This window comes from Dyella humi, assembly GCF_044904605.1.
Classification (GTDB): domain Bacteria; phylum Pseudomonadota; class Gammaproteobacteria; order Xanthomonadales; family Rhodanobacteraceae; genus Dyella_B; species Dyella_B humi.
Genome location: NZ_JADIKI010000023.1, coordinates 2,067,889 through 2,094,258, shown reverse-complemented (window position 1 = coordinate 2,094,258; position 26,370 = coordinate 2,067,889). Strand labels below are relative to the sequence as shown.

Here is a 26,370-nt window from a genome sequence, read left to right as displayed (position 1 = left end):
CTGAGCAAATCGGCATGAGCACCGACCAGGGCAAGCCTCGCGGCGTATTACACCAACGCTTGGAACATGGCGAATTTCAACATGCCCGTCGCGCACCCTCACCCGCCCTTGCAAGCCTGGTCGAGCATTACTGGCATGTCGCTTGGGATCTGCGCGGCTTGCCTGTGCAGCGACAGGAAACGCTGCCCCACCCGAACGTGCAGTTCGTGATCGAACCGGGATTGACGGCCATCTATGGTGTGCACACGAGGCGCTTCATTCGTCTGCTCGAAGGACAGGGCAGCGTATTCGGTATCAAGTTCAGGGCCGGGGGCTTTTTCCCCTTCTACCGCACGCCAGTATCCGGTCTCATGGACCGCTCCCTGGACCCTTCGCAGATTTTTGGTACCCATGCTGCTCGTTTCGAGAAAGACATACTTGCCATCGATAGTATCGATACCATGTCGAGCGCTGCGGAACGGCTGTTACTGAGCCATCTGCCGCCCGAGGATCCAAATGTCGCGCGTATCAGCATGTGGGCGGCCGATATCGCCTCGGACCGCAGTCTGACTTCGGTCGACGAGCTCGCCTCGCGGACCGGGCTCACCAAGCGCGCGTTGCAGCGATTGTTCAACCAGTATGTTGGCATCGGCCCTAAGTGGATGATCAATCGCTACAGGCTGCACGAGGCCGTTGCCCAGCTGCAGGCAGGTATTCCCATTGCTTGGACGGAATTAGCACTTGAACTGGGATATTTCGACCAGGCCCATTTCATTCGTGACTTTCGCAAAATGATAGGTCGTAGTCCCGCTGAATATGCGCGTGACCAAGGCAAATCTACCGAGGAAAGCTGATCATCCTGGGCAGCAAAGGCTCCCAGTTGTCCATCGTGGCTTCTCCTTCCGGCACGCTTTTCGAAGTCACATGCTGTTCGAAGTCACCACGATGGACCCATCCATGCATCGAATGCTCGACTAACTTATCGCACAAGGTGGAAAGACGCGCCCGCTCTTTTCATAGAGGAACGCCGACAATCGTAAGCGTGCTGGTACCCGTGGCACTCGTCACCCCCTTGATGCAACCGTTTTGGACGACTGCCGCCAGGCCCGGGAGTATATACGTCCCCACGACCGCAGCCCCCTTAAATCGGCCTCCCGTAATGCTCCCATTTGCTGCCGCAACAACGAGATTGCCATCCTCATCCGTTACGGCGGGCGTGAAGGTATACGTGCTTGTGTCACCGTTATTCCATTGGATCGTCCATGTAATAGGAGGAGAGGTCATGGACAACAGGGACTGACAATCGAACTGGACCTGGAAGGTGTTTGTCGAAGATGCATTGGCGAGAATATTCAGCGGATCCAAGGCATTTACACACGTCCAGTTGCTCTGCGTGGAAACCGTTACCGTTTCCAGCGCATTCGTCACGCCTGGCGTCCACGTCGCAGAATGACCTCCAACGCATTGAAGTGTCGCCAAGCCTTGCGCGTGCACCTGGCTGCTCGTCGTTTCCACGCCTATTGCCAAAAGGATAGGCACGAACAACGACAGCATGATCCGGAACGTTCGCCGTACACTTGTCACATTTTGCGTAGACATAGTTGCCTCCTAAGCTTAGGTGGCCATGCGGGTGAATCTGGACGGCTGCCTGTACACGTCGCCGATGACGCGTTTGCAGCCATATCTGATTCGTTCGGTAAATCCCCTGGGTAACCTAGGTAGAAATCGAGGCACCCAACTCTGCTGTGTACGCCCGGAGCTGTAGCACGGCAGTGAAACTCCCGTCGCCATGCATTGATGTGACTAAAGCAACCCGGGACACTTTTCCATCCGCATCTCGCAAATATTTATGCGACCTATGCGGAAATCCACGTCACATCGGCCTGTTTCCTCGGGCCTCTTCTTCATGATCTCGGTCGTGCAATTGACGTATTGGCCATCAATCACGACTAGCCTATCGCGATACGTCACGATGCTCAGATACGTGCTTGCGCACCATTCACGTCAGTCTGTCCACCGCTCAACCAAGCGCTCGCGGAGGCAAGTTCGCCCGTGAGGAATCCACCGAGTGCCGATGCGTCATAAGCGTTTTCCCAATGCTCGACAATTCGCCCGTTTCGGAAACGCCATAACCCACAGAACGGCATGCCGACAGCACTTCCATCATGGTGCGCTCGCAACACACCGAGCACGGCGCCGAAATAATCGTTAGCGATGATGTGCTGGACATCCATATGCAATGTTTCGCCAGTAAGCCGGATGAGACTGAGTTCCTTATCGAGTACGGCTTTCTTTCCAACGACTTGAGCGGGTCCGCCCGACGCACCGCGATCCGCGGTGTGAAGCACGATGTCATCGTCGCAGAACTCCGCGATACGACGGAGATCAGCATAGACGATACTAAGCGTTGCAACATTTGAATGAGAACCAAGCATGTTCGTAGCTCCTGTATTTGACGAATGACATTGTTGGTCCGCTTCTCCTAGCGCTTGTGACCGATCACCGCGCCATTGGCTGCTGGCGCATCAAAGCGGATCACTTCGATATCGACGAATCCAACGCTTGTGAGCCAAGCGGCGTACTCGGCGGTGGTGTAATTTCTTCCCCAAGTCTCGATAAGCATGTTTAGACTCATCAAGGCCGCATCGACGGGACCATCCTTGGAGTCATCAACAAGCAAGTCGGAAATGATGAGCCGACCACCCGGCGGCAAGGCGTCATAGCATTTGCCGATGATGGCCATACAGTCGGCCTCCGCCCAATCGAGCAATATTTTCGATAGCAGAATGGCGTCGTGACCTGAAGGCAGCTTCGCATCCTTTAGGAAGTCGCCCTCTGCGAGACGAATTCGATCGGCCAGCCCGGCTTGCTCGATCTTTTTCTTCGTCAACGCGCAAACGAAATCGAGGTCGTATACCGTCGCTTCCAACTGTGGAAAGCGATTGCATAACGTGATGTCGTTGGCTGCCCCGCCTCCGCCTACATCAAGCAGCTTCTTGATACTAGAAAAGTCGACCGCCTCCGCCAGCACCCATGACGTTGTAATGGACAATGCGTACATGGCCTCCCAGAACGTCGCGAGCAATGTCGGATCTTCACCGTCGAAGAGCGACGTCTGCCGATCTGGATCCCAAGTGAGCGGACGATTGGTGCGCAAAGCGTCCTTCAGATGCATCCAAGCCGGATACTCGCGGCGATCAGCCATCTCGATCCAGCCCCCGAAATAAAGAGGCTTGCCGCGCACCAGATACTCTTCCGACAAGGGAGAATTGGCGTAATGCTCACCGTGCCGTTCCAACAACCCTAACGCGGCGCATGCGGTAAGCAGCATCTCAGCAGGGCGGAGCGCCATGCCGTACTGCGCCGCACACTCGTCGATGGTGATGCCGGAAGTACCGGACAAACAGGTAAACAGCTGAAGCTCATGCGCAGTCGATAGGGTTTTGGATGCCCAAAATCCTGTGACCAAGGCCATAAGAGGCTTCGCACCCTGCCCTGCCGAATGGCGGCGGCGACTTGCAGTGCTCGCATGCTTATCGAGAGATGTGACTGACATGAGTCTTGGCTCCTGTCGCGAGGTTGGGTATGTGACGATCAGGCCGCCAGGTAGGCAGGTTCGCCCGATCAACAGCTGCCGTGATCGCGGCGATTTCTGCCGCGTGGAAATCAATGCTTGCCGCCTTGGCGTTCTCGTCAAGGTGAGCGATGGACGTGCTTCCGGGAATCAGCAAGGTATTCGGCGCATGTTGCAACAACCAAGCGAGCGCAAGCTGCGAAGCCGTCACACCATATCGTTCGGCTATCGGACCCAGCGGACTGTCGCTACCGACAAGGCCACCGTGCCCCAATGGGAACCATGGAACGAAAGCGATACCATGCTTCTGCGTGTACTGAAGCGTGTCTTCGTCAGCGCGATCGGCAATGTTGTAGAGATTTTCGATAGCGACGATGTTGGCGGTACGACGCGCATCGATCAGCTGTTCAATGCTGACGCCCGGCTGGTTGGACAATCCGATGTGATGAATCTTTCCCTGCTGCTGCAGCCTGACAAGCTCGCCCAATGACTCGGAAAGAGGCACCATGGGATCAATGCTGTGCAACTGGTAGAGACTGATGCGTTCCACACCCAGACGACGCAGACTCATCTCCACTTGCTGCCGTAAATATTTGGGGTAATTGATCGGCTCGATATAGGGGGCGCCCGGCGCTCCATGAATCCAATCATTGGGGCCGCTGCGTAACATGCCACCCTTGGTCGAGATAACCAGATCTTTGGGATAGGGATGCAAAGCCTTGCGAAGGATTTCCTCATTGTCGCCAGGGCCATAAGCGTCGGCGGTATCGATGAAATTGACGCCCAGATCATGTACTGCATGACGCAGCACGCGAATAGCATGTTCTGGATCGGCTGGCGGTCCCCACATGCCGTACCCAGTCAGATGCATGGCGCCGTATCCAAGGCGGTTGACGATCAGGTCGCCGCCTAGCGACCATTGTCTGGAAGTGACCTTGGTATAAGTAGCCGTCATGACACTATCTCCTCAGTGTGAGTTGTCGTCGTAGTCAAGGGCATTGAAACCGGACTGGTCCACTTGCCGAGAGTGATTTCCGCCGTGATTCCCGGTCCGAAACCAGCAACGATGCCGCGCGCACCCTCGCGCACAGCGCCGGCCTCGAACATCCGACGCGCCGCATCCAGCACGACAACGGATGCCACATTTCCATACTCGGTGAGCGTGGCTCTGCTGTACGCAAACATTTCCGGCGCAACGCCCAGGAAGTGCGAAAGATCATCGAGAATGCGCGGGCCGCCAGCATGGATGATGTAAAAATCCAGCGCCTCCGCATCCCACCCGTATTGCCCGGCGACGGAACGAAGTTCCGGAGCGAGTTGCTCCATCGTGCCCGGCACTCGCTTATCCAGTCGGAAGTGAAAGCCCGTGGCCTTCACCACGTACGAAATCCAATCCTCCGTGCCAAGCACCAAGCGCGTTCCATTGCCTGTGAGATGTATGCCTGTACCGCCTACCCCACGCACCACGGCGGCAGCCACGGCATCACCGAATAGACCATTGGAAAGAAGATTGCCAACGCTGAGATCAGTAGGTTGATAACAGAGCGAACAAAATTCGCAGGCCACGATCAGTACGTTGGCTCCCGGGTACGCCAGGCAAAAATCGTGAGCACGATTGATGGCTGCTCCGCCCGCAGCGCAGCCGAGCTGCGCAATCGGCAACTGTCGTGTGTCGCTGCGGAAGCCTAATTCGTTGATCATCCAAGCGATCAACGACGGCATCGTAAATCCGGTGCATGAAACGAAAACGATGGCGTCAATCTGATCCACAGCAAGTTGTGCATGAGCCAGCGCTTTCTTGATCACGGCCGGTAGCCGCGCCTTCGCTTCGCGCACGTAGACAAGGTTCCGCACCTCGAAGCCGGGATGACGCAGCGTTTCTTCGATCGTCTGCACTAGATGTCGCTGATTAACCCTGGTGTTTTTTATTAGACGAAGCACAAGCGGAAGTTGTTCATGATCCGCATGAAGCGCACGCGCCAGCGCCAAGGTTTCCCGCAGACTGATGGTATGTTCGGGGACAGCTACCGCCGGGCGGCAAAGTGTCGGCATCTCACTCTCCCTATCGTGGAGACGCATATGCACGTGCAAGGAGATTCCTTGCCGTGTACATCAGTGACTGATCAGAGAATTGTTATCGGTATTGCGTAGCAGTGCTGCACATGCATTCGCCAATCATCACAGCCTTCCAAGTGAAGCCTTACGAAGCATGAGAAATGAACGGAGAAGGCCCGCAGGCGGCTGCATGCGCATGCGCTCTTTTGGAACGTCGCGCATTCCGCTGGATGTTTTAGGCAATTCAAGAACACTTTCCGACTGATGAATGCTCTGACGCTTCGGCCGGCCAGATTCGATACTTACAAGGAGCGCATCGACAGTTTCCGGTCGGCTGATATCGATCCAGTGGTAACACATGGATGCCCCCTTTGTGCCTAGTGAAGCGATGAAACACTAAACAGGATAGACATCGGTATAACGTCGAAAATGTTGCGCGTGCATTAGCGACGAATCAAATCGTTCTTCACTCCATCGGATTTGATACGTGCATCAACTTTTCTCTTTTTTCAATTAACGCAACCTGGTCCTGTTATGAAAACTGACGCGGGTGAATGCGTTCCACGTTCCGTCTCGACGCTCATGCAAGCATGCAGGAGATGTTTTGGCACAAACGATATGTATGTCATCGCTGGGCATGCCGCCAGATAATATTCAACCAAAAGGTTGACATCCATCGGACATCGGCATAAATTCAACCTTATGGTTAAATATAACTCTGCCCAGCTCGACGACGTTTTCCAGGCGCTGGCTGATCCCACGCGACGCGCCATGCTCGGCAGTCTCACCAAGCAACCACTTAGCGTAGGCGAACTGGCCGAACCGTTCGACATGTCGCTGGCCGCCGCCTCCAAGCACATCAAGCTGCTGGAGCGCGCCGGCCTGATCGAGCGCAACGTGCAAGGCCGTACGCATCTATGCCGGTTGAATGCCCAGCCGATGCATGCGGGCATGGAGTGGCTACGTCATTACGAACAGTTTTGGACGCAAAAGCTGGATGCGCTCGAAGCGCTACTGCGCGCTGAAGACGAAACGGCCGGCAAAAAGTCCGCGCGCAAAAAACCGCACCGCAGGCGGTGAATCTCGCGGCGCCCCTCATCGACCAAGCAGGAGATTCTCATGAACGACTACGGCGTTGTCACCGAACCCACTTCGATACGCTTCGAGCGTCTGCTGCCCGGCCCCATCGAGCGCGTGTGGAGCTATCTCACTGATTCGGAAAAGCGTGGCCAATGGTTTTCGTCTGGCCTGATCGAAGCCAAGGTCGGCGGAAAGACCGAGCACGTGTTCAACAACAGCAAGCTGACCAAGCACGACGATCCCGCGCCCGAGAAATATGCAAGGCATGGCGGCGAAGTGCGCATGTATGGCCGCGTGCTCACTTACGAACCGCCGCGCCTGCTGGCATACACATTCGGTAGCACCGAAGATGGCGACGCTGGATCGGAAGTACGCTTCGAACTCACACCACGCGGCGATCAAGTGCTGCTGGTACTTACCCACACGCGCCTTGCTTCCTATGACGCGCTGATCGGCGTAGCCGGCGGCTGGCATACGCATCTGGGCATCCTGGCCGATCGTCTCCGCGGCATCGAGCCGCCGGGGTTCTGGAAGACGCATGCGCGGATGGAGAGCGAATATCAGGCGCGTATTCCCCGGCCAGATTGAAATCCCTTCTACGGCGAAGTTGTTTGAAGAATCGCAGATTGGACTTTTCGCGAGCCTACCCCTCTCCCCAGCGGGGAGAGGGAGCTGTTATCGCGCATCACGCCTTGTGATAAACCTCAGCACCTTGCGCGCGGAATTCGGCGGCTTTTTCGGCCATCCCTTCGTCCAGTGCCGCCGTTTCGTCGACACCATGCTCGGCGGCGTAATCACGTACGTCCTGGGTGATTTTCATCGAGCAGAATTTTGGTCCACACATGGAGCAGAAGTGGGCGGACTTGTGCGCGTCCTTGGGCAAGGTCTCGTCGTGGAATTCCTTTGCCTTTTCCGGATCGAGGCCGAGGTTGAACTGGTCGTCCCAGCGGAATTCGAAACGTGCCTTGCTTAGCGCGTTGTCGCGAACCTGTGCACCAGGATGGCCTTTGGCAAGATCGGCGGCGTGCGCGGCGATCTTGTAGGCGATGATGCCATCGCGCACGTCCTGCTTGTTGGGCAGGCCGAGGTGTTCTTTCGGCGTGACGTAGCAGAGCATGGCGGTGCCGAACCAACCGATCATCGCGGCGCCGATGGCGCTGGTGATGTGGTCGTAACCGGGTGCGATGTCGGTGGTGAGTGGCCCGAGCGTATAGAACGGCGCCTCGTGGCACTTCTCGAGCTGACGCTCCATGTTTTCTTTGATCAACTGCATCGGTACATGGCCGGGGCCTTCGATCATCACCTGCACATCGTGTTTCCAGGCAATCTGGGTGAGCTCGCCCAACGTATCGAGTTCGCCGAACTGCGCCGCGTCGTTCGCATCCGCCACACAACCCGGACGCAAACCGTCGCCCAGGCTGAAGGACACGTCGTACGCCTTCATGATGTCGCAGATGTCCTCGAAGTGCGTGTAGAGGAAATTTTCCTTGTGATGTGCCAGGCACCATTTGGCCATGATCGAGCCGCCGCGCGAAACGATGCCGGTGACGCGCTTCGCCGTAAGCGGCACAAAGCGCAGCAGCACGCCGGCATGGATGGTGAAGTAATCCACGCCCTGCTCGGCCTGTTCGATCAGCGTGTCGCGGAACAACTCCCAGGTAAGGTCTTCGGCCACGCCGCCCACTTTTTCCAGCGCCTGGTAGATCGGCACGGTGCCGATCGGCACCGGCGAATTGCGGATGATCCACTCGCGCGTTTCGTGGATGTTCTTGCCGGTGGAAAGGTCCATCACCGTGTCGCCGCCCCAGCGGATCGACCACACCAGTTTTTCCACTTCCTCGGCAATGCCGGAACTCACGGCGGAGTTGCCGATGTTGGCGTTGATCTTGGTGAGGAAGTTGCGGCCGATGATCATCGGCTCGCTTTCCGGATGGTTGATGTTGGCGGGAATGATGGCGCGGCCGCGCGCCACTTCGTCGCGCACGAATTCCGGCGTGATCAGCCTCGGCAGCGATGCACCGAAGGATTCGCCCGGGTGCTGCTTGCACAGGGCGCTGCCTTGCAGTGCTTCGATCCGCTGGTTCTCACGGATGGCGATGTATTCCATCTCCGGCGTGACGATGCCGCGGCGCGCGTAGTGCATCTGCGTGACGTTGGCGCCGGGCTTGGCGCGTAGCGGCGCGCGCGTGTGACCGAAGCGTACGGTATCGAGTTTCGCATCGGCGGCACGTTCGCGGCCGAAGGCGGAGGTGAGTCCGGACAGCTGCTCTACGTCGCCGCGCTCCGTGATCCAAGGTGCGCGCAACGCAGGCAAGCCGGCGACCAGGTCGACGGTGTAAGCCGGATCGGTATACGGGCCGGAGGTGTCATAGACGGTGATGGCCGGATTGCCCTCGCCGCCGAACAGCGTGGGCGTCTGCGCCTGTGTAATTTCGCGCATCGGCACTTTCAGATCGGGCCGGCTGCCCTGCACGTGGATCTTGCGCGAACCCGGAATGGGACGGGTCACGGCTTCGGAGAGTTCTTGCGCGGCGCGTACAAGATCGGAGGGCAAGGCATTCATCGGCATTCGTCCTTCTGGTATCCACATCTGGCGTGGAGGTCGTGCGGAACACCCGCACAGGATCGAAGCGACGGCGCCAACGCACGGTACTGCTCCGTGCGGCGAAGCTCCCTACACCGGTGCTAACCGGATCAGGTTCGAAGGGACTCTCTCAGCCGACATGTGGTCGGCACCCCCGCTTCCTACTAACTAACCACCCTTTCAGGCCCCGCTATTTGAACACGAAGCGGGGTGATAAACGAGTGAGATGCAACTTAACCGCGCGGGGCATACGCCCGCAAAAACATAGCCACACCCGCGCGGGCGTTTTCTTCTACTTCTTTGGCATAGGCCTGCGCGCAATCGGCGCAACCGAACATGCGGCGCATCATCATGTCGCCCTTGATCAGCGAGATGAACTGCACGCCGGCACGCGGCACGTCGGCGATGTCGAGTTTGCCGGCGTCGACCGCCTGCTGCAGCATGCGTTCCAATAGCGCGCGCGTGCGCATGGGGCCTTCTTCCCACATCAGCTTGCCGAAGCGGGGATTGCCCTGGCGGCAATCGCTGAGAATGGCGCGGAACGTGCCGACGGTTTCCGGATCGCAATCCAGATGGGCGTGAATGAGGGCGATGCGGTTGAGGATGTCGCCTATGTCGGCGGTGGGATCGAACTGGTAGGTTTCTTCGGGCAGAAGGTCCTGGATGCGCGAACGGATGACTTCGCGGAACAGGTTGTCCTTATCGCCAAAATGACTATAGACCGTGAGCTTGGATACGCCCGCCTCTGCAGCGATGGCATCCATGCTGGTGCCGGCGAAGGCGTTGCGTATGAACAGAGCCTTGGCGGCGTCCAGAATGGCCGCGCGCTTTTCCATGTCCTTAGGGCGGCCTGGCCCATGCGGCTTGGTTAGCGGGATCGAGTTCATGGATGCACCTTCACAAATCAAATAACCCAATTTATTATACGGGCCGGTTTACTTATTTTCTGAATGATACCGAATATTTCGGCCGATGTGCGCAACTATCCCAGAAATGGCGCTCAGCGCGCCCTACCGCAAGATCCAACGCCTGCTTTCGGAGTGGCTGGAAGGCGGCCGGACAGCGCGCAGACAGGTCTTCGCGATCCGTGCCACCATCGCGGCGTTGGATGCGCTGGATCGGCACCGCCTGTCCCGCTGGCTGGCTTGGTGGTGCGTGGCGGCGGCAGGTCGGGGAAAGTGGATGCTCGGACGCATCGAACGACTGGATCCCGCGCTCGGCGCGAGCACCGAGGCGGCACTTTCGGGCTTGCCTTTCGGGGTCGATGCGAGCGTTGTTCGTCATCATCGGAAAAGCGCGTAAGTGTCCGCGGACACAGGACATTGCATGACTTACGTCAGGTCATCGCGATGACTTCCGGCACTTCGTGCGAAGCATGATGCAACGCAACCTTACCATTGTCGAAACAGGGTCTAAACGCTTATCCTTTTTGACCTTTTTTCGATCCACATAGGCTTGTTTTCCATGGCGATGAACTTCGATCAGGCGCGTCAAAACATGGTTGAGAACCAGGTGCGCCCCTGGGAGGTGCTGGATGGCCGCGTGCTCGACGTGCTGCGCCACGTCCGCCGCGAGGATTTCGTCCCATCCGAGCATCGCCAGCTGGCCTTCGCCGATCTGTGCCTGCCGCTCGGGCACGGCGAAGTGATGATGAAGCCGATCATGGAAGGCCGCGTACTGCAGGCGCTGGAGTTGAAACCCGAAGACAGCGTGCTGGAAATCGGCACCGGTTCGGGCTTTCTCACCGCTTGCCTGGCCAAGCTCGCCGCGCAGGTCACCAGCGTGGACATCCATGCGGACTTCACCGCTATCGCCGGCGAGCGCCTCAAGGCCGCTGGCATCAGCAACGTGCAATTGCTGACAGGCGAGGCCGTTTACGACTGGCAGCCTCAAGGCACGTTCGATGCCTTAGTTGTCACCGGTGCCGTCTACCGTATCCCTGACCGTTTCCTCGGCTGGCTCAAGCCCGGCGGCCGGTTGCTTGCCGTTCGCGGCGAGTCGCCGGTGCAGCAGGTAGTGGTGCTCACGCACGAAGGCAACGGCCGTTATCGCGAGGAAAGCCTGCTCGAGACAGATCTTCCCTATCTCGCACACGCCGCACCTCCTCGCCGTTTCGTTTTTTGAACCTGCTCCGATCCCGAACTCTACGAGGCGAACCCATGCGCTTGAAGCTTCTGACCCTTGCCCTGTCCCTGGCTGCAGTTTCGCTGCCCAGCTACGGCGAGGATTTGCTGGATGCATACCGTCAGGCGCGTGCGAACGACCCTGTGCTAGCACAGGCCGACGCCACCCGTCTTGCTGTCCACGAAAACGTTCCGCAGGCGCGCGCCCTGCTGCTGCCACAAATCAACGCCGGCATGAGCCTGCAGCAGCAGACCATCACCGGCAGCAGCAGTCTCAGCCAGATCGGCTTGAACTCGGGCCATGAGCGCACGCGCTCGATTTCGGCGAGCGTGGACCAGACCATCCTCAACCTGTCCGACATCGCCAGCCTGCAGGCCGCGCACTCGACCTCCGATGCGCAGGAAAAAACCTATGATGCCGCCGCGCAGGAATTATTCGTGCGTGTGGCCAGCGCCTACTTCACCGTGTTGAACGATGAGGAGCAGGTCTCCTACGCCAAGGCCAACGAAGAAGCCTTTCGCGTCACCTACGACCAGGCCGAGCAGCAGTACAAGGTAGGCATCGCTGCTGTCACCAACGTGTACCAGGCCAAGTCGTTCTACGAGGCCGCCAAGGCAACTACGGTCACGAACGAGAACACATTGGCCAACGATCGCCAGGCGCTGAGCGTGATCACTGGTAAACCGACCGGTGACCTGAAGAAACTGCGCCCCGAGCTGCCCATGGATCCGCCCACACCAGCCGATCCGCAGTCCTGGGTGGACACCGCGATGAAAAACAGCCCTACCCTGGCGTCAGCGCAGCTCTCCGTCGATGCGGCCGAGCACTCCATCAACGCGGCCCGTGCCGGCCATCTGCCCACCATCACCGCCAGCCTTACCCGCGCCAAGAGCACCTCCTGGCTGGAGAACGGCAGCTACAACGTGGCCGGCAACGGCCGTTATGGCAACACGATCGGCGTCACGCTGTCGGTGCCGATCTTCTCCGGCGGCGCCACCCAGTCGAAGGTGCGCCAGTCGATCGACCAGCGCGATGAAGCGCAGGATTCGCTGGAGCTGACCCGTCGCCAAGTCACGCAGAACACGCTGAACTACTACAACTCGGTGCTGGCCGGCATCAGCGAAGTGGAATCGGGCAAGGCGGCGGTGGACTCCGCGCAGAAAGCTGTGGATGCCACCAGGGCCGGTTTCCAGGTGGGTACGCAGATCATGCTGGACGTGCTGACTTCCATTCAGCAGCTCACCCAGGCGCAGAGCACCTACTCGGTCGCGCGTCATCAGCTGGTGCTCAACCGCCTGCTGCTGAGGCAGTCGGCCGGCACCATCGATTACAACGATCTCGAATACATCAATTCGCTGCTGCAGTAACTGACGTCGATTCGATGCATCAAAAAAGGCCGGGGCATCCCGGCCTTTTTTATTCCTGCAACATCCGGTCGATCAGCAACATCACGCGCCCCACCGCGCCGCGCTCGCTGTCGAACACCACGCGCGCCTGATGCCCCATCTGCTTGCAGCGCGCTTCATCCTGCAACAGTTCAAGCACTTCGCCTCCCAGCGCGTCGCTCTGCAGCACGCGCTTTGCGCCGCCGCCGCGAATTAGCGTCAGCGTGATCTCCTCGAAATTGAAGGTGTGCGGCCCCACCAACACGGGCCGGGCCAATGCCGCCGGTTCGAGTACGTTGTGACCGCCAATCGGCACCAGGCTGCCGCCCACGAAGGCCAGGTCGGAGGCCGCGAAGAAGGGCATCAGTTCACCCATCGTGTCGATCAGGAACACCTGATGCGATTCGCCTGGCACACGGTCGGTGCTGCGCATAGCCATGGTGAAGCCGATGCTGCGCACCGAGTGCTCGACCAGGCGGAAGCGCTCGGGGTGGCGCGGCGCAATCAGCAGCAGGGCGTCGGGCAGCCGCTTGAGCACATCCAGATGCGCCTCCAGCACCGCCAGTTCCTCGCCTTCATGCGTGCTGGCGGCGATCCATACCGGGCGCAGGCGTCCCCATTGCTGACGGAACGCCTCGCCATCTTCCACCGCGCCCTCCGGCACGGGCATGTCGAATTTCAAGTTGCCGCTGACGGTGACCAGAGCCGGATCGGCGCCCAGCAATCGATAGCGCGCCGCATCGGTGCGCGATTGCGCCGCGATCTGCCGCACGCAGCGCAAGGCCGAGCGCAGCAGGGCGCGCATCGGCGTATAGCCGCGCAACGAGCGGCCGGATAGGCGTGCGTTGACGATCATCAACGGAATCCCGCGCCGGTAGCAGCCGAAATACAGGTTCGGCCAGATCTCCGTCTCCACAATCAGCGCCAGCCGCGGCCGCACCTGCTGCAAGAAACGGTGCACGGAAAACGGCAGGTCGTACGGCAAGTACACATGAAACACGCTGTCGCCGAACAACTGCTGCACGCGCGCCGAGCCGGTCGGCGTAACGGTGGTGACCACCAGCGGCGCATTGGGATAGTCCTCGCGCAACGCCTTGATCAACGGCTCGGCCGCGTTCACCTCACCCACCGATACGGCATGCACCCAGATGCTGCCGCGCAGATCCGGCGCCTTGAAGATGCCGAAGCGCTCCGGCCAACGCTGGTGATAGTTGCCGTAGCGCATCCCGCGCGTCAGCAGCCGCATCACGATCAGCGGCGTGGCGAGGTACATCAGGAGGGTATAGAGATAGCGCAACGTACATTCCCGTCTTAGGACGCGGAAGTATACGGGTGCATGCCCTCAATGCCCCGAAGAGAAGATGGAGAGGAGGAGAGGGAAAGCACCTGTACCGCTACAATCGCCCGAATGCCCGGAACACCCTTTCCCCCATTCACCCGCTCCCTGCTCTCCCCCCGCCTGTGGCCCGCGTGGCTCGGCGTGGGTGTGATGAAGCTCATCGCCATGCTGCCGTTTCCGGCGCTGATAGGTCTTGGGCGCGCGCTGGGCTGGATGATCGAACGCTTTCCTTCGCCACGGCGCAAGGTGGCGGCCACCAATATCGCGCTGTGCTTTCCCGAGCTCGATGCCGAGACCCAGGCCGCGCTGGTGGATGCGCATCTGCGCGACATCGGCCTGATGTTGATCGAGTTCGCGCTGGGCTGGATGGGTTCCGAGCGCGCTATCGAGAACATTCCGGTGACCGTCGAAGGGCTGGAGCACCTGGAAGCCGCGCACGCCGAGGGCCGCGGCGTGCTGCTGGTCGGCGGGCATTTCTCGCACCTGGAGCTCTGCGCGCGCCTGGTTTCACAGCGCATCCGCATCGCCGGCATGTACCGGCGCATGGACAACCCGGTGTTCGAGTGGACGGTACTGCGCGCGCGCCTGGGCTATGCGCGCGCGATGTTCGACAAGGACGACATCCGCGGCACGGTGAAATACCTGCGCGGCGGCGGCACGCTTTGGTACGCGCCCGATCAGGACATGCGTAGCAAGGACAACGCTTTCGTACCGTTCTTCGGCATCACTGCGGCCACCATCACCGCCACGCATCATCTGGCGCGCATGTCGCATTCGGTGGTGGTGCCGTTCTTTCATCGGCGCCTGCCCGGCAGCCAGGGCTACGCGCTGCGCCTGGGCGCGCCGTTGGAAAACATGCCAAGCGCGGATGCCGAAGCCGATACCGCACTTGTCAACCGATGCATCGAAGAGATGGTGCGCGAGGCACCGGAGCAGTATCTGTGGGTGCACAAACGCTTCAAGACACGTCCGGAAGGGTATCCGCCGATCTATTGAACTGCGACGACAGGCTGACGTCAGCCTTGGCCGGTACATAGGCGTATTGGCTTTTTGTCGCGCCTCTCGCCATGCCCCACTACTGCCCACCCAGCCGGCCGAGCCATCGTCTGGCACCGCTGACTGCCGTAAAATCCTGCACACGGCAGACAAGGAGCGCTGCATGACCACGCAGGAAAGGCAGCAGGCGCCGGCTTGCCCGATCTTCATGTACCACAACATCGGCCGCGCCCCGCGTGACCTCAAGCGCTGGCGCAGCCTGTACGTGAGCCCGGGTGCATTCGCGCGGCAGTTGTGGCTGCTCAAGCGCCTCGGCTACCAGGGTCTGTCCATGTCCGACGCGATGCCCTACCTGCGCGACGAACGGCGGGGCCGCATCGCGGTGATCACGCTGGACGACGGCTACGTCGACAATCTCCAATCCGCGCTGCCGGCGCTACAGCGCTACGGCTTCACTGCTACCTGTTATGTCGTGAGCGGCAGCATCGGCCGCTACAACAACTGGGATGCCGAAAAACTCGGCATTCAGAAGCCCTTGATGACGCCCGCGCAATTGCGCGCCTGGCATGAGGGCGGCATGGAGATCGGCGCACACACGCGCAGCCATCCGCACCTTACACAGTGCAACGATGCGCAACTGCATGATGAAATCGCCGGCAGCAAGGCCGATCTGGAAGACGTGCTTGGCGCACCGGTCACGCAGTTCTGCTATCCGTACGGCGACATGGACGATCGCGTAGCCGACGTGACGCGCGGGGCAGGTTATGCCGCCGCCACCACCACCCGACGTGGACGCGCCGTCATCGGCATGAATCTCTGGCGCCTGCCGCGCGTGCAAGTCGCGCGTCATCACATCCTGCCGCAATTCGCCATGCGCGCATTCACCGATTACGAAGATAAGCGCGGCCAAAGCGGACGCTCGAGCGACTACGCATGAAATTCCTTTTCGTCGGCACCAATCCGGAAAACACCGGCGCCGCCACGCATTTCGTCGCGCTCGCACAGGCGATGGTGGAAGCAGGCCATCAGGTCAGCGCCGTGGTATATCCCAACGGACTGATCGCCAATGCCCTCGCCAAATCCGGCGCGCGGCTCTATTTTGCGAAATTCCGCAACGTGTTCGATCTGCGCGGCTACTTCGCCACGTTCAAAGCTGCACGCGAACTACGTCCCGATTGGCTGGTGGGCAACTTCGGCAAAGAATACTGGCCGCTGATCCTGGTGAGCCGCCTGCTGGGTATCCCGGTGGCGCTGTTCCGCCATCGCACGCCGCCGATGGGGCGTGTGTCGGGCTATTTGGTGCCGCGCTTGGCGCAGCGCTTTTTCGCTGTCTCCAGCCATGCGCGACAGGCTTATCTCGAGCGCGGCGTACCGCCGCAACTGGTACGCGTGCTGTACAACCCCGTGAACATGCAGTGGTGTAAACCCGACGCGCAACAACGCAGCGAAATTCTGCACCAGCTAGGCATTCCGCAGGATGCGATCGTGATCGGCTACTTCGGTCGCATCCATCACAGCAAGGGCATCTTCACTCTGCTCGAAGCCCTCGATGGCGCGATGCCCCAGGAATCGCGCCTGCATTGCCTATGGCTGGGCCATGGCCCGGATGTACAGCAACTGGGCGAGAGCATCGAAGCCGGCACCTTTGCGCATCGCCATCATATGCTGGGCTGGATTGACGACGTGCATCCTTACTACAGTGCAATCTCGATGCTGGCGTTTCCCTCGATCGCTACCGAAACCTTCGGGCGTGTTTCCGTCGAAGCGCAGGCCGCGGGCGCACCTGTGCTCGGCAGCAATATCGGTGGCGTACCCGAGACGCTTTCACCCAACGTCACCGGATTGCTGCTGCCACCGGGCAACGCCGCCGCGTGGCGCAACGCCATCCTCAAGCTGTGCGAATCGGAGGTGCGCGAGCCGATGAGTGTCGCCGCGCGCGATTTCGTCGATCGGCATTTCAGTACGCGCGTCATCGCGGATGAGTTTGTGCGGATTTTGAAGGACGGCTAGTCCGCCCGACTCCCTCTCCCCTTCGGGGAGAGGGTTGGGGTGAGGGGGCAACCTCGCGACCAACCTACATTCCAAACGCACGCTGATGTGAGATGGCCGCAAGGTTGGCCCCTCACCTCAATCCTCTCCCCGGAAGGGAGAGGAAGCAGAGCGTGTAGCTCTACGCGCCTCATGCAACTTGGCGTATTTCAGGAATACGTAAAACGCGCCCAGCATGCTAGCAATAAAACCCGCCCAACCGCTCAAGAAATATCGCTTCAATACAAACTGCCGCAAAAAAAACAGCGGCGGATAGATCACCATGCGCACACCGGTGAAGCGCTGCCCACGTCGCAGCTTGTGCGCGACCATGCCGCTGCTGTAGCGGTTGATCTTCTCCACACGCACGGCGACATCGCCATCGCCGTTGTTGACGAAGTCGGCGCCCCATAGCGTCTTCACCGGGCCGCGCACTTCCACGGCCGAGTGCACTTCCACGTCATTCATGCCACCACGCTTGCGATTGAACAGGCGCAAGTGGCCGTTGCGGTGGCTCCAGCGATGCTGCACGGTCCAGAACATGCGCTCGCGGCGTGGCAGGCGAAAACCGGCATGCTGGGGATCTTCCAGCGCGCGCTCGATGATGGCGCGTGTGCCGGGCGAAAGAATCTCGTCCGCATCCAGATTGAGAATCCAGTCGTTGCGCGCCAGTTCGTAGGCACGCTGTTTCTGCGGACCGTAGTCGTCGAATGGATGCACTTCCACGCATGCGCCGTGCATGCGCGCAATGGCCACGGTGCTGTCGGTGGAGCCGGAGTCGAGCACGACGATCTCGTCCGCCCAGTCCACTTCGCGCAGGCAGGCATCGAGCGTATCGGCGTTGTTGTAGGTGATCACCACCACCGAGAGCGGCTCACGCGCCATCGCTCTGCTCCTTCGTTACTGCAAACAGCAGCGCACACCATAGTCCCAGCAGCCAGGCGAACAACAGCCCCCACCAGGCCGAATAGAACGCCAGATGGGAATTGAGCGGAAACAGCATCGCTACCAGCGACACCGTTACCGGAAAAGCCATGGCGCGACCGACAACGCCAGCCCGCCACCACGCCCTGCAGGCAAGTACGACGCCGATCAGCCACAACAACGCGCCAACAAAACCGGTTTCGGTAAGCACTTCCAGAACCAACTGATGCGCATGACACGCGCCTTCGCCTTCGCCACAGCTTTCCGCCACCATGAAATGGTCGTTCGCCGGTGCGTACTTCGGATACGCGTAACGGAAACCGCGCACGCCCACTCCCAGGAACGGATGTGCTTCGATCATCGCCAAACCGGTGCGCCAGATATCGAGACGGCCAGTCATGGCCTCGTTGACGCCCTGCTCGTTGCCGCTCAGCGCCATCAGGGTACGTTGCATGCGTACATCAAAGCGCGAGGAAGTTTTCCAGGCGATGCCGCCCGCGGCCAGTAGCAGCATCGCGCACGCCGTGCACACTGCGAGGAAGCGCGAGAGCGAACCCGCTTCGCGCCATATGAATGCCAACGTCACCACGCCGAAGCCGATCCATGCGGAACGCGAGCCGCTCAGCATCACCGGACCGAGCAGCAGCACGAATGCGACGATCAGTCCACGCAATCCCCAGCGTTGCCGCGCTGCCCACAACGCGAAAGGCGACAGCACGGCCAGCGTCGGCCCGAGCTTGGGATCGTCCGCACCGAACAAACCGGAAATGCGCTCCGGCTCGGCATGACCGCGCAAGCTCCAACCGGTGAGCATCTGCATCCATGCATCCAGCGTCCAGAAGCCGATCACGATAGCGATGGCAAAATAGAAGCCATGCACGCGCCGCTCGCCACGTAGCACGTAGCAAGCATAAAGCCCCAATGGGAGATAGCGCAGCAACGCCAGCACCGTGCTCCAACTTTTGCCCGGCACCACGGCGGTGAACGAAGACAACAGCGCTGCACCGATGTAACAAGCCAGCAAGGAAAGCAGCAGACGAACCGCCGGCCGCTTCAATTCCGAAGCGGCATCACGCCGCCATGCGACCAGCACACCAATCAGACACAACAGCGTGCCTAGTTCGGCGCTGCGACCGAACGGCAGCAGGGCAACCAGCAGCCACAGGGGTAGCAGCGGCGAGCGTAGAAGGCTTTTCAGTGACGGGCGCATGCCGGATCCGCGGGAAACGTCCAGGCATTGTAGGCGACGCGCGGAGAGCGGTTAGGCCGTCACTTCCTCGTACAGCGTCAGCGCCGCGTGCTGCATGTCGATCAGGCGATAGCGCTGCAGGAGCGAAATGGGCGGCGCTACGCGCAGCAGTTCCGCCGCGCGCTCGACCAGGCGTTCGCGGTCGCCGGGCGGTACACGGCCGGCGGGGTAAAGCTCGGCCAGTAGTTCGCCTACGCCGCCATGGGCGTAACCGAGCACCGGCCTGCACAACGCCAGCGCTTCCACCACGGTGCGGCCGAAGGCTTCGGGTTTGTTGGAAAGCTGTAGCACCAACGCCGACATGGCGTAGATGTCGCGTACGTCCGAGCGCGGCGGTGTCATTACCACCTGGCTGGCCACGCCGCGGCCTTGGATCAGTTCCTTGAGCTCGCGCACATAGGCTTCGCGACCCGGCTCGATCACGCCCAGCAGCAGCAGGCGCGTGTCGATGCCGCGCTGCTTGAGCTCGGCCACCAGCTCGATCGCATCGTGATGACCTTTCAGGCGCGTGCCGCGGCCCGGCAAAGTGAGCAGCGGCGCGCCGGCGAGGTTGGGAAATTCGTTGAAGAACGCCTTCTGCCAATTCTCATCGGGGCGGTGGCCGTACGGAAACGCTTCCGGATCGATGCCGCGCGGAATAATGCGGATGCGGCCAGTATCCAGCTTGCTGTAGTGACTGATCAGGTAATCGCGCACCGTCTGCGAAACCACCACGATACGCTCGCCGCGCAACATGATGGCGCTGTAACGGCCGGGCGAATTGAGCCCATGCACGGTGGTGATGAAATGCGGTCGGGGCGACATGCCCTTGAGCGCCCACCACCCCATCCAGGCCGGCAGCCGCGAGCGGACGTGAACAACGTCCGGCTTCAGTTCGCGCAGGATGCGTCGCAACCGCCCCAGCCGGCCCAAGGTGAGCAGCGACTTGCGGCCGACGTCCAGTGTGATGTGTTCGCTGCCTTCGGCCTTGAGTTGTTCGGTCATGCGACCGCCGGCGGAGATCACCACCGAACGGTGTCCGGCTTGCACCAGCGCTTGCCCCACTTCCAGCACCGAACGCTCCGCACCGCCCGAGTGCAGCGCGGGGATCAGCTGCACAACGGTCAGCGTTCTGGCCGGTGTGGCGGCAACGGACATGGTTCCCTCATTCGCGACTCTCATCCATAAACACCAAGCACCAATCGTGCCGTATGGCGCGATTTATGCACCAGGCAGGGGCTATCGTTCAGTCGCGCAGGACGTAATGCGCGCCGCAGTAAGGACATACGGACTCGCCGCCGTCCTCGACGATGGGAAGGTAAACCTTCGGATGAGAGTTCCACAGTGCCATGCCGGGCATCGGACACGACAGCGGCAGGTCCGAACGCGTCACTTCATAACGATTTTCGGCATTCGCCAGGATGGGCGTGACGGCGGCAGAGGAACCCGACATGGGATGGTGCTCCGGGGCAAGACATTGGGATCGGCAATGTTAGCAGGCCCAAGTTCGCCCTACAGCTGTCTCTCCCCCTTTGGAAAGAGGGGGTTGAGATGAGGGACCAATCTTGCGGATATCGCAGCCACATGGCGTGGCCCCGATTCCACTCTTCAGCAAGATTCGCCCCTCACCTCGGTCCTCTCCCCATCCTTAGCCGAAGATAGGGAGAGGAGGAAGAGCGGCAAGGTTTACTGGCCGGCCTTCGGCACCGAGCCTTCGGTGGTGATGCTGATCTGGATCTCGTCGCTCACCTTCGGCGCGTACGCACCCAGGCCGAAATCCGAACGCTTGATCGTGCCGGTGGCGTTGAAGCCGATCGCCGGCTGGCCGGTCATCGGGTGCGTGCCGACATTGTTGAGGGTGGCATTGAGCACCACCGGCTTGGTCACGCCGTGCACGGTGAGGTCGCCCGTCACCTTGTAGTGTTTGTTGCCAGCCGGCTGGACGCTGGTGCTCTTGAAGGTGACGGTCGGGAATTTGTCGGCATCAAAGAAATCCGGCTCCTTGAGGTGCTTGTCAAGCGCCGGCACGTGCGTATCAAGGTTGCTCAGCGGCAGGGTCACTTCCACCGAAGCCTTCGATGGATCCTTTTCGTCGAACACCAGCGTGCCATCGCCGAGACCGATGTCGGCGGTGGGATGGGAGAAGCCGAAGTGGCTCCAGCTGAACAGCACCATGGTGTGGCCCGGATCGAGCTTGTAGGTCACCGGGGCGGCCTGGGCCGAGAGTGCGGTGCCGAGCAGTCCGGCCAGCAACACGTAGCGAAGATTGCGCATGAAAAAGTCTCCTGCCTTCATCGAGTGGATAGAGAGAAATCGCTTTCGCGTGGACAACGAGATCGCCTTGGGAGCATAGCCCGACGGGCGATCCTTCAGAAAAGCCTTAGGCGATGCGGGATGCCTCGTCAAAGGAGAGCCGCGGGCTGCGCGGGAACAGATCACGGCTGGCATCGCCATAGCCGATATTGATCAGAAAGTTCGATTTGATCGTGGTGCCGGCGAAAAACGCCTGATCCACCCCGGCGTTGTCGAAACCGGACATCGGGCCGCAATCCAGACCCAGCGCACGCGCCGCGATGATCACGTAAGCGCCTTGCAGCGTCGCGTTGCGGAACGCCGTGGTGTCGATCATCGGCTGATTGCCGACGAACCAGCTACGTGCATCAGCGTGCGGAAACAGCTTGGGCAAGTTTTCATAGAACGTATGGTCGGTCGCCACGATCGCCGTGACCGGCGCCGCCATGGTCTTGGCGCGATTGCCCTCGGACAGGAACGGCTTGAGCTTTTCCTTGGCCTCTGCGGACTTCACGAACACCAGGCGCATGGGTGAGGAATTGGCGCTGGTCGGGCCGAACTTCGCCAATTCGTACAGGGCGTGCAGTTGCTCGTCTGTCACCTCCTTAGGGAGGAAGGCGTTGTAGGTACGGGCGGTTCGGAACAATTGGTCCAGCGCGACCTCGGCAAGCTTCTCGCTCATGGGTATCCTTTGCGTGAACAAACAAAGCGCAGAGTGTAAGCGCAAGCCGGGCGAACCAGCGGTGATAAAGGCGAACATACTGTGCACGATCCGGCGACAATCGACCCATCCTGGCATGAACGGCCGCACCGGCTGCAAGGCGAATGCTGGGCTATCACGGACCGTTCCGCCGGCAACCAGCGTCAGGCATTGGCCTTGGCCGAGCGTATGGGCATGCCGGTACGGCACCTGATGCTGTCGCTGCGCGCGCCGTGGTCATGGCTGTCGCCGCGCATGCTCCTGGGCGGCCGCCTCGCCCTGCCCGCTTCGCAACGCATGGCGTTCGCACCGCCGTGGCCCACCGTCGCCATCGGCTGCGGACGCAGCGCGGCCTTATTGACGCGCATGTTGCACACGCTGACCGAAGGTCGCTGCCATACCGTGCAGATACTCGATCCGCGCATTGAGCCGACGCACTGGGACACCGTCATCGCGCCACGCCACGACGGCCTGACCGGCGCTAACGTACTGAACCCGCTGAGTTCGTTGAATCCGATCGACGACGCTTGGCTGGAAGACGGCCGCCAGGCCAGTCCATCGCTGGGCCACTTGCCGCGCCCGCGCGTAGGTGTACTGCTCGGCGGCCCGCGCACGGGTATTCATATCGATACCGATTACGCGCAACATCTCGCCGAACGCTTGCTCGCGCGCCGGCAGCACGAAGGCGGCAGCCTGCTGGTGCTCACTTCGCGTCGCACCCCTGCGGCGGTGGCGGACGTCATGCGCACTGCATTGCGCGGCATCCCCGGCCTGCTCTGGACCGGACCCGACGACGGCAACAATCCCTATCCCGGCGTGCTCGGCTGGGCCGACCGCCTGGTGGTAACGCCCGATTCGGTGAACATGCTCAGCGAAGCCTGTGCGGTTGGATGCGCGGTGCACACCTTCGTCGTGGGTGAGTTGCCAGCGAAACTCGCGCGGTTCCATCACAGCTTGCGCAAGGCTGACCTGTTGCACGATGTGGACGATGATGCGCCTGCAAAGCAAGCGCCATTGCGTGAAACCGAAGCCATCGCCGAAGCATTGCGCAGCCGTATCCTTGCCGCGCAGTCGATGTAGGTTGGGGTATCAGAAATCGAAGCCCAACGCATGCGTCACAACCGTGACCTCGCTGCACAACTCCTCCAACTCCGCATCACGCGGCGAAATACGCGAGCGCAAATCCAGCGTGCAAAGCAACGCACGACGCAACAGCTCAGCATGTGCACGGCTGAAGCAATTAGCCTGCGCGGTATCCAATAGCCCGGCGTTGCGGCATACCTCGATCAATCCGGCATTCGCTGTGGTCGACAGCAAGTTGGGCGATTTCGCAGCATGCGCCAGTACCAAACCCTGCAAGGCGAATTCGATATCCAGCAAGCCGCCATGTCCTTGTTTGAGATCGATCTGTCCTGCATCCGAACGATCACGCTCCGCCCGCCAGCGCTGCCGCATGCTGCTGACCTCCGCAAGCACTGCCGCACGATCGCGCGGTACGGCCAGCGTGCGACGTCGCACTTCGGCAAGCTCGGCATTCAGTGCCGCATCGCCCGCAACCGACCGTGCGCGCAACAGCGCCTGATGTTCCCAGGTCCAGGCGCGACTTTCCTGATAGGCGACGAAGGCTTCCAGGCTGCCGACCAGCAAGCCCTTGGAACCGTCCGGCCGCAGGCGCGTATCCACCTCATACAAACGACCCGCGCGCGTGAGTACCGTCAGCCAGTTCATCACACGCTGCGTAAGGCGCTGATACCAGCGAGAACCTTCAAGCGGACGTGGACCATCACTCATCGCCTGCGCGCGCTGGCCGTCGAACACGAACACCAGATCAAGATCGGATGCGAATCCCAGCTCTTCACCGCCCAAGCTGCCATAGCCGAGAATCGAAAAACCCGAGCCTTCACCCGGTAAGCGTCCATGCGCGGCAATTACTTCGCGTTCGGCCAGCGCCGCGACGGCGTTGACCACCGATTCCGCCAGCGCACCCAGTCGACGCGCCGTCGCCACCGCATCGGCGCGTCCGTCGTTGAAGGCCAGGCCCAGGCGAAACGCAATGCTCGATTTGAATTCATTGATGCGTTCCAGTTCCGCCTCGGCTTCCCGCTCGTCCAGCGTGGTGAGCACACGCGCGATTTCCGCGCCGATATCGGCACGCTTGAGCGGCAGCTGATCGATGCGCGGATCGAGCACGTCATCAAGCAGCAAAGGTTGCGCAATCACACGCTCGGCCAGGAAAGCGCTGTCGGCAAACACCTGCGCCAGGCGCTTGCGCGCCAAAGGCTGCTCTTCCAGCAACGCAAGATAGGAAGGCCGGCGTGCGACCGCCTGCACCAGGCGGCACAAGCGCAACAAGCAAGGTACCGGCGCAGCCGTATCGCGCGCGACCGCCAGCAATTGCGGCATCAAATGATCGAGTTGCTCACGCGCACGCGCCGACATCGCCCGCAGCTGCCCAGCCTGCGGCAGCTTCAGCAACGCGTCCGCCGCTTCGGCACCGGGCACGAAGCCGGAGGCTTCGAGCACGTTCGCGTCGAGCGATTCGTTGCAGGCACGCTGCCACAGAATCGCATCGGCAGCCGGCACGCTGGCCTTGGCGCCTCCTTCCGGCATCAGCATGGCTTCAAATTCATTGGCGACGATGTCGCGATGCTTCGCCAGCTCCTCGGCCAACGGTTCCCAGGCGGGATAATCCAGCGCCAGCGCCAGGCGTTCGCGGGTCAGATCGTCTTCCGGCAGATCGTGCGTCTGCGCGTCGCGCATCATTTGCACGCGATTTTCCAGCTGGCGCAAAAACACATAAGCCTGACGCAAGGCGCGCGCGCGTAGCGCGGGAATATGCCCGCGCGCCTCGCAAGCGGTGAGCGCGGGCAGTAGTCCGCGCACGCGCAGGCTGGGTTCACGGCCGCCGCGAATCAGCTGTACCAGCTGCACGACGAATTCAATCTCGCGAATGCCGCCGGGGCCGAGCTTGAGATTGTCGGCCAGATCCTTGCGCGCCACTTCGGCGTCGATCAACGCCTTCATCTCGCGCAGGCCCGCGAACGCGGTGTAATCGAGATATTTGCGGTAGACGAACGGCCGCAACATTTCCTGCAGTTGCTTGCCCTCGCTGCGATCGCCGGCGACCGTGCGCGCCTTGATCCACGCATAGCGTTCCCAGTCGCGGCCTTCGCGCTGGTAGTACTGCTCCATCGCGCTGAACGGCAACGCGAGTCGTCCGGCGTTGCCGAACGGGCGCAGACGCAAATCTACGCGCGCGCAGATGCCATCGGTAGTCGGCTCGTGCAGCAGGCGCACCAGTTGGCGTCCGAGGCGCACGAAGTATTCGCTGTTGTCCAGCACGCGCGCGCCGTCGCTTTCGCCGCCCTGCGGGTAAGCTAGTACCAAGTCGATGTCGGAAGAAAAATTGAGTTCGCTGCCACCGAGCTTGCCGAAGCCGACCACCACCAGCCGTTGCAGCTCGCCGTCGGCATCCCGCGCGTGACCGTAACGCACGGCCAAGCTGCGCTCGGACCAATCGAGCGCAACACCCAGCAAAGCTTCGTAGAGCACGCTGGTGGCGGAAAGGGTTTCCGGCAAATCGTCCAGGCCGTTCACGTCGCGGAACACCAGCCGTAAGGCCTCCGCATGTCGGAACCGGCGCAGCGCCGCCATGCAGGCCGCTTCATCGGTGTCCAGCTTCAAAGCCTCGATACGCGCCGATGCGTCGCTGCTCGAACGAAGGCGCTCCAATCCCTGCGGTGCCAGCAACAGCGGCTGGTTGCGCCAGGTTTCGAAAGCGAAATCGCTGGCCAGCAAGGTGCGACGAATGCGTTCAGCCACGCCCGCGTCGTCATGCAGGGGCACGCCCGCCGCGCGGCAGCGAGCCACGAGCTGTGCGTAACGGTCGTCGACCAGGGCCCGGAGCGCGGACGATTCAGTGGGGGAAGGGATGACAGCCATACGGCCATTATGAGCCCTGCGCGTCGCGCGACAGAACCGTTTTTCCGAGCCCTGCTCTTTCATCCTCGTTCGCGATCCTCCGACAGCGCCCGCCTGGATGCATATCGCAGCCTTATGCCAAGGCGACAACAGCTCGGAGA

General features: G+C 60.9%; 26 protein-coding genes and 1 riboswitch. Of the genes, 10 read left to right on the top strand and 16 right to left on the bottom strand.

Going from position 1 to position 26,370, the window contains the following annotated elements; all coding sequences use genetic code 11:
• Positions 1–14 precede the first annotated feature (14 nt).
• The gene (locus ISP18_RS20400; RefSeq protein WP_380011824.1) at positions 15–833 is read left to right on the top strand and encodes a DUF6597 domain-containing transcriptional factor; all 819 of its coding nucleotides are present in this window, start codon (positions 15–17) and stop codon (positions 831–833) included.
• Between the two features lie 160 nt (positions 834–993).
• On the opposite strand, the gene ISP18_RS20395 is transcribed toward ISP18_RS20400, so the two are convergent.
• The 6 genes from ISP18_RS20395 to ISP18_RS20370 form a co-directional block, all read right to left on the bottom strand.
• Complete coding sequence (locus tag ISP18_RS20395; protein WP_380011821.1) at positions 994–1,578, bottom strand: hypothetical protein; 585 nt, start codon at positions 1,576–1,578, stop codon at positions 994–996.
• 377 nt (positions 1,579–1,955) lie between these two features.
• Positions 1,956–2,414 (bottom strand): nuclear transport factor 2 family protein, encoded by a 459-nt coding sequence (locus ISP18_RS20390; RefSeq protein WP_380011818.1) that lies wholly within the window; start codon positions 2,412–2,414, stop codon positions 1,956–1,958.
• 47 nt (positions 2,415–2,461) lie between these two features.
• Positions 2,462–3,454: a methyltransferase gene (locus ISP18_RS20385; RefSeq protein WP_380011961.1), complete on the bottom strand. Its 993-nt coding sequence runs from the start codon at positions 3,452–3,454 to the stop codon at positions 2,462–2,464.
• A gap of 58 nt (positions 3,455–3,512) precedes the next feature.
• Complete coding sequence (locus ISP18_RS20380; protein ID WP_380011815.1) at positions 3,513–4,508, bottom strand: aldo/keto reductase; 996 nt, start codon at positions 4,506–4,508, stop codon at positions 3,513–3,515.
• Positions 4,505–5,605, bottom strand: coding sequence for a type III polyketide synthase (locus ISP18_RS20375; protein ID WP_380011812.1), 1,101 nt, complete (start codon positions 5,603–5,605; stop codon positions 4,505–4,507). The genes ISP18_RS20380 and ISP18_RS20375 overlap by 4 nt, the downstream gene beginning before the upstream one ends.
• Before the next feature lie 126 nt (positions 5,606–5,731).
• Positions 5,732–5,968: a hypothetical protein gene (locus ISP18_RS20370; RefSeq protein ID WP_404559557.1), complete on the bottom strand. Its 237-nt coding sequence runs from the start codon at positions 5,966–5,968 to the stop codon at positions 5,732–5,734.
• 342 nt (positions 5,969–6,310) lie between these two features.
• On the opposite strand from ISP18_RS20370, the gene ISP18_RS20365 reads away from it, so the two are divergent.
• Entirely contained in the window at positions 6,311–6,688 is a 378-nt protein-coding gene (locus ISP18_RS20365) for an ArsR/SmtB family transcription factor (RefSeq protein ID WP_380011809.1), read from the top strand.
• A 39-nt stretch (positions 6,689–6,727) separates the two neighbouring features.
• The gene (locus ISP18_RS20360) at positions 6,728–7,276 is read left to right on the top strand and encodes an SRPBCC family protein (RefSeq protein ID WP_380011806.1); all 549 of its coding nucleotides are present in this window, start codon (positions 6,728–6,730) and stop codon (positions 7,274–7,276) included.
• Between the two features lie 97 nt (positions 7,277–7,373).
• Here ISP18_RS20360 and thiC read toward each other — a convergent pair whose 3' ends face one another.
• The gene (gene thiC / locus ISP18_RS20355; RefSeq protein ID WP_380011803.1) at positions 7,374–9,251 is read right to left on the bottom strand and encodes a phosphomethylpyrimidine synthase ThiC; all 1,878 of its coding nucleotides are present in this window, start codon (positions 9,249–9,251) and stop codon (positions 7,374–7,376) included.
• Positions 9,252–9,342: 91 nt separating this feature from the next.
• Positions 9,343–9,438: riboswitch (TPP riboswitch) on the bottom strand.
• Between the two features lie 67 nt (positions 9,439–9,505).
• Entirely contained in the window at positions 9,506–10,159 is a 654-nt protein-coding gene (locus ISP18_RS20350) for a TetR/AcrR family transcriptional regulator (RefSeq protein WP_380011800.1), read from the bottom strand.
• 106 nt (positions 10,160–10,265) lie between these two features.
• Here ISP18_RS20350 and ISP18_RS20345 point away from each other — a divergent pair, with 106 nt between their 5' ends.
• The 3 genes from ISP18_RS20345 to ISP18_RS20335 all read left to right on the top strand — a co-directional run bounded on the left by ISP18_RS20345 (position 10,266) and on the right by ISP18_RS20335 (position 12,763).
• Complete coding sequence (locus tag ISP18_RS20345; protein ID WP_380011797.1) at positions 10,266–10,574, top strand: hypothetical protein; 309 nt, start codon at positions 10,266–10,268, stop codon at positions 10,572–10,574.
• A gap of 162 nt (positions 10,575–10,736) precedes the next feature.
• On the top strand, positions 10,737–11,396 hold the full coding sequence (locus tag ISP18_RS20340) for a protein-L-isoaspartate O-methyltransferase family protein (RefSeq protein WP_380011794.1): 660 nt from the start codon (positions 10,737–10,739) through the stop codon (positions 11,394–11,396).
• A 35-nt stretch (positions 11,397–11,431) separates the two neighbouring features.
• Positions 11,432–12,763 (top strand): TolC family outer membrane protein, encoded by a 1,332-nt coding sequence (locus ISP18_RS20335; protein ID WP_380011791.1) that lies wholly within the window; start codon positions 11,432–11,434, stop codon positions 12,761–12,763.
• 49 nt (positions 12,764–12,812) lie between these two features.
• On the opposite strand, the gene waaA is transcribed toward ISP18_RS20335, so the two are convergent.
• Positions 12,813–14,078, bottom strand: coding sequence for a lipid IV(A) 3-deoxy-D-manno-octulosonic acid transferase (gene waaA / locus ISP18_RS20330; RefSeq protein ID WP_380011788.1), 1,266 nt, complete (start codon positions 14,076–14,078; stop codon positions 12,813–12,815).
• A gap of 111 nt (positions 14,079–14,189) precedes the next feature.
• Between waaA and lpxL the strand changes: the two genes are divergently transcribed.
• The 3 genes from lpxL to ISP18_RS20315 all read left to right on the top strand — a co-directional run bounded on the left by lpxL (position 14,190) and on the right by ISP18_RS20315 (position 17,126).
• On the top strand, positions 14,190–15,116 hold the full coding sequence (gene lpxL / locus ISP18_RS20325; protein WP_380011785.1) for an LpxL/LpxP family Kdo(2)-lipid IV(A) lauroyl/palmitoleoyl acyltransferase: 927 nt from the start codon (positions 14,190–14,192) through the stop codon (positions 15,114–15,116).
• A 163-nt stretch (positions 15,117–15,279) separates the two neighbouring features.
• Positions 15,280–16,053, top strand: a complete 774-nt coding sequence (locus ISP18_RS20320) for a polysaccharide deacetylase family protein (protein WP_380011782.1) — start codon at positions 15,280–15,282, stop codon at positions 16,051–16,053.
• Entirely contained in the window at positions 16,050–17,126 is a 1,077-nt protein-coding gene (locus ISP18_RS20315) for a glycosyltransferase family 4 protein (protein WP_380011779.1), read from the top strand. Before ISP18_RS20320 ends, ISP18_RS20315 begins: the two co-directional genes overlap by 4 nt.
• 117 nt (positions 17,127–17,243) lie before the next feature.
• Here ISP18_RS20315 and ISP18_RS20310 read toward each other — a convergent pair whose 3' ends face one another.
• The 6 genes from ISP18_RS20310 to ISP18_RS20285 all read right to left on the bottom strand — a co-directional run bounded on the left by ISP18_RS20310 (position 17,244) and on the right by ISP18_RS20285 (position 22,270).
• Complete coding sequence (locus tag ISP18_RS20310; protein WP_380011776.1) at positions 17,244–18,029, bottom strand: glycosyltransferase family 2 protein; 786 nt, start codon at positions 18,027–18,029, stop codon at positions 17,244–17,246.
• Positions 18,019–19,278: an O-antigen ligase family protein gene (locus ISP18_RS20305; RefSeq protein WP_380011773.1), complete on the bottom strand. Its 1,260-nt coding sequence runs from the start codon at positions 19,276–19,278 to the stop codon at positions 18,019–18,021. The genes ISP18_RS20310 and ISP18_RS20305 overlap by 11 nt, the downstream gene beginning before the upstream one ends.
• A gap of 51 nt (positions 19,279–19,329) precedes the next feature.
• On the bottom strand, positions 19,330–20,454 hold the full coding sequence (locus tag ISP18_RS20300; protein ID WP_380011770.1) for a glycosyltransferase: 1,125 nt from the start codon (positions 20,452–20,454) through the stop codon (positions 19,330–19,332).
• An 88-nt stretch (positions 20,455–20,542) separates the two neighbouring features.
• Positions 20,543–20,749: a zinc-finger domain-containing protein gene (locus ISP18_RS20295; protein ID WP_115496296.1), complete on the bottom strand. Its 207-nt coding sequence runs from the start codon at positions 20,747–20,749 to the stop codon at positions 20,543–20,545.
• Positions 20,750–20,982: 233 nt separating this feature from the next.
• Positions 20,983–21,570, bottom strand: coding sequence for a YceI family protein (locus tag ISP18_RS20290; protein ID WP_380011767.1), 588 nt, complete (start codon positions 21,568–21,570; stop codon positions 20,983–20,985).
• A gap of 106 nt (positions 21,571–21,676) precedes the next feature.
• Positions 21,677–22,270: a malonic semialdehyde reductase gene (locus ISP18_RS20285; protein WP_380011764.1), complete on the bottom strand. Its 594-nt coding sequence runs from the start codon at positions 22,268–22,270 to the stop codon at positions 21,677–21,679.
• 81 nt (positions 22,271–22,351) lie between these two features.
• Here ISP18_RS20285 and ISP18_RS20280 point away from each other — a divergent pair, with 81 nt between their 5' ends.
• Entirely contained in the window at positions 22,352–23,368 is a 1,017-nt protein-coding gene (locus ISP18_RS20280; protein ID WP_380011761.1) for a mitochondrial fission ELM1 family protein, read from the top strand.
• 9 nt (positions 23,369–23,377) lie between these two features.
• On the opposite strand, the gene glnE is transcribed toward ISP18_RS20280, so the two are convergent.
• Positions 23,378–26,230, bottom strand: coding sequence for a bifunctional [glutamate--ammonia ligase]-adenylyl-L-tyrosine phosphorylase/[glutamate--ammonia-ligase] adenylyltransferase (gene glnE / locus ISP18_RS20275; RefSeq protein WP_380011758.1), 2,853 nt, complete (start codon positions 26,228–26,230; stop codon positions 23,378–23,380).
• Between the last annotated feature and the right edge of the window lie 140 nt (positions 26,231–26,370).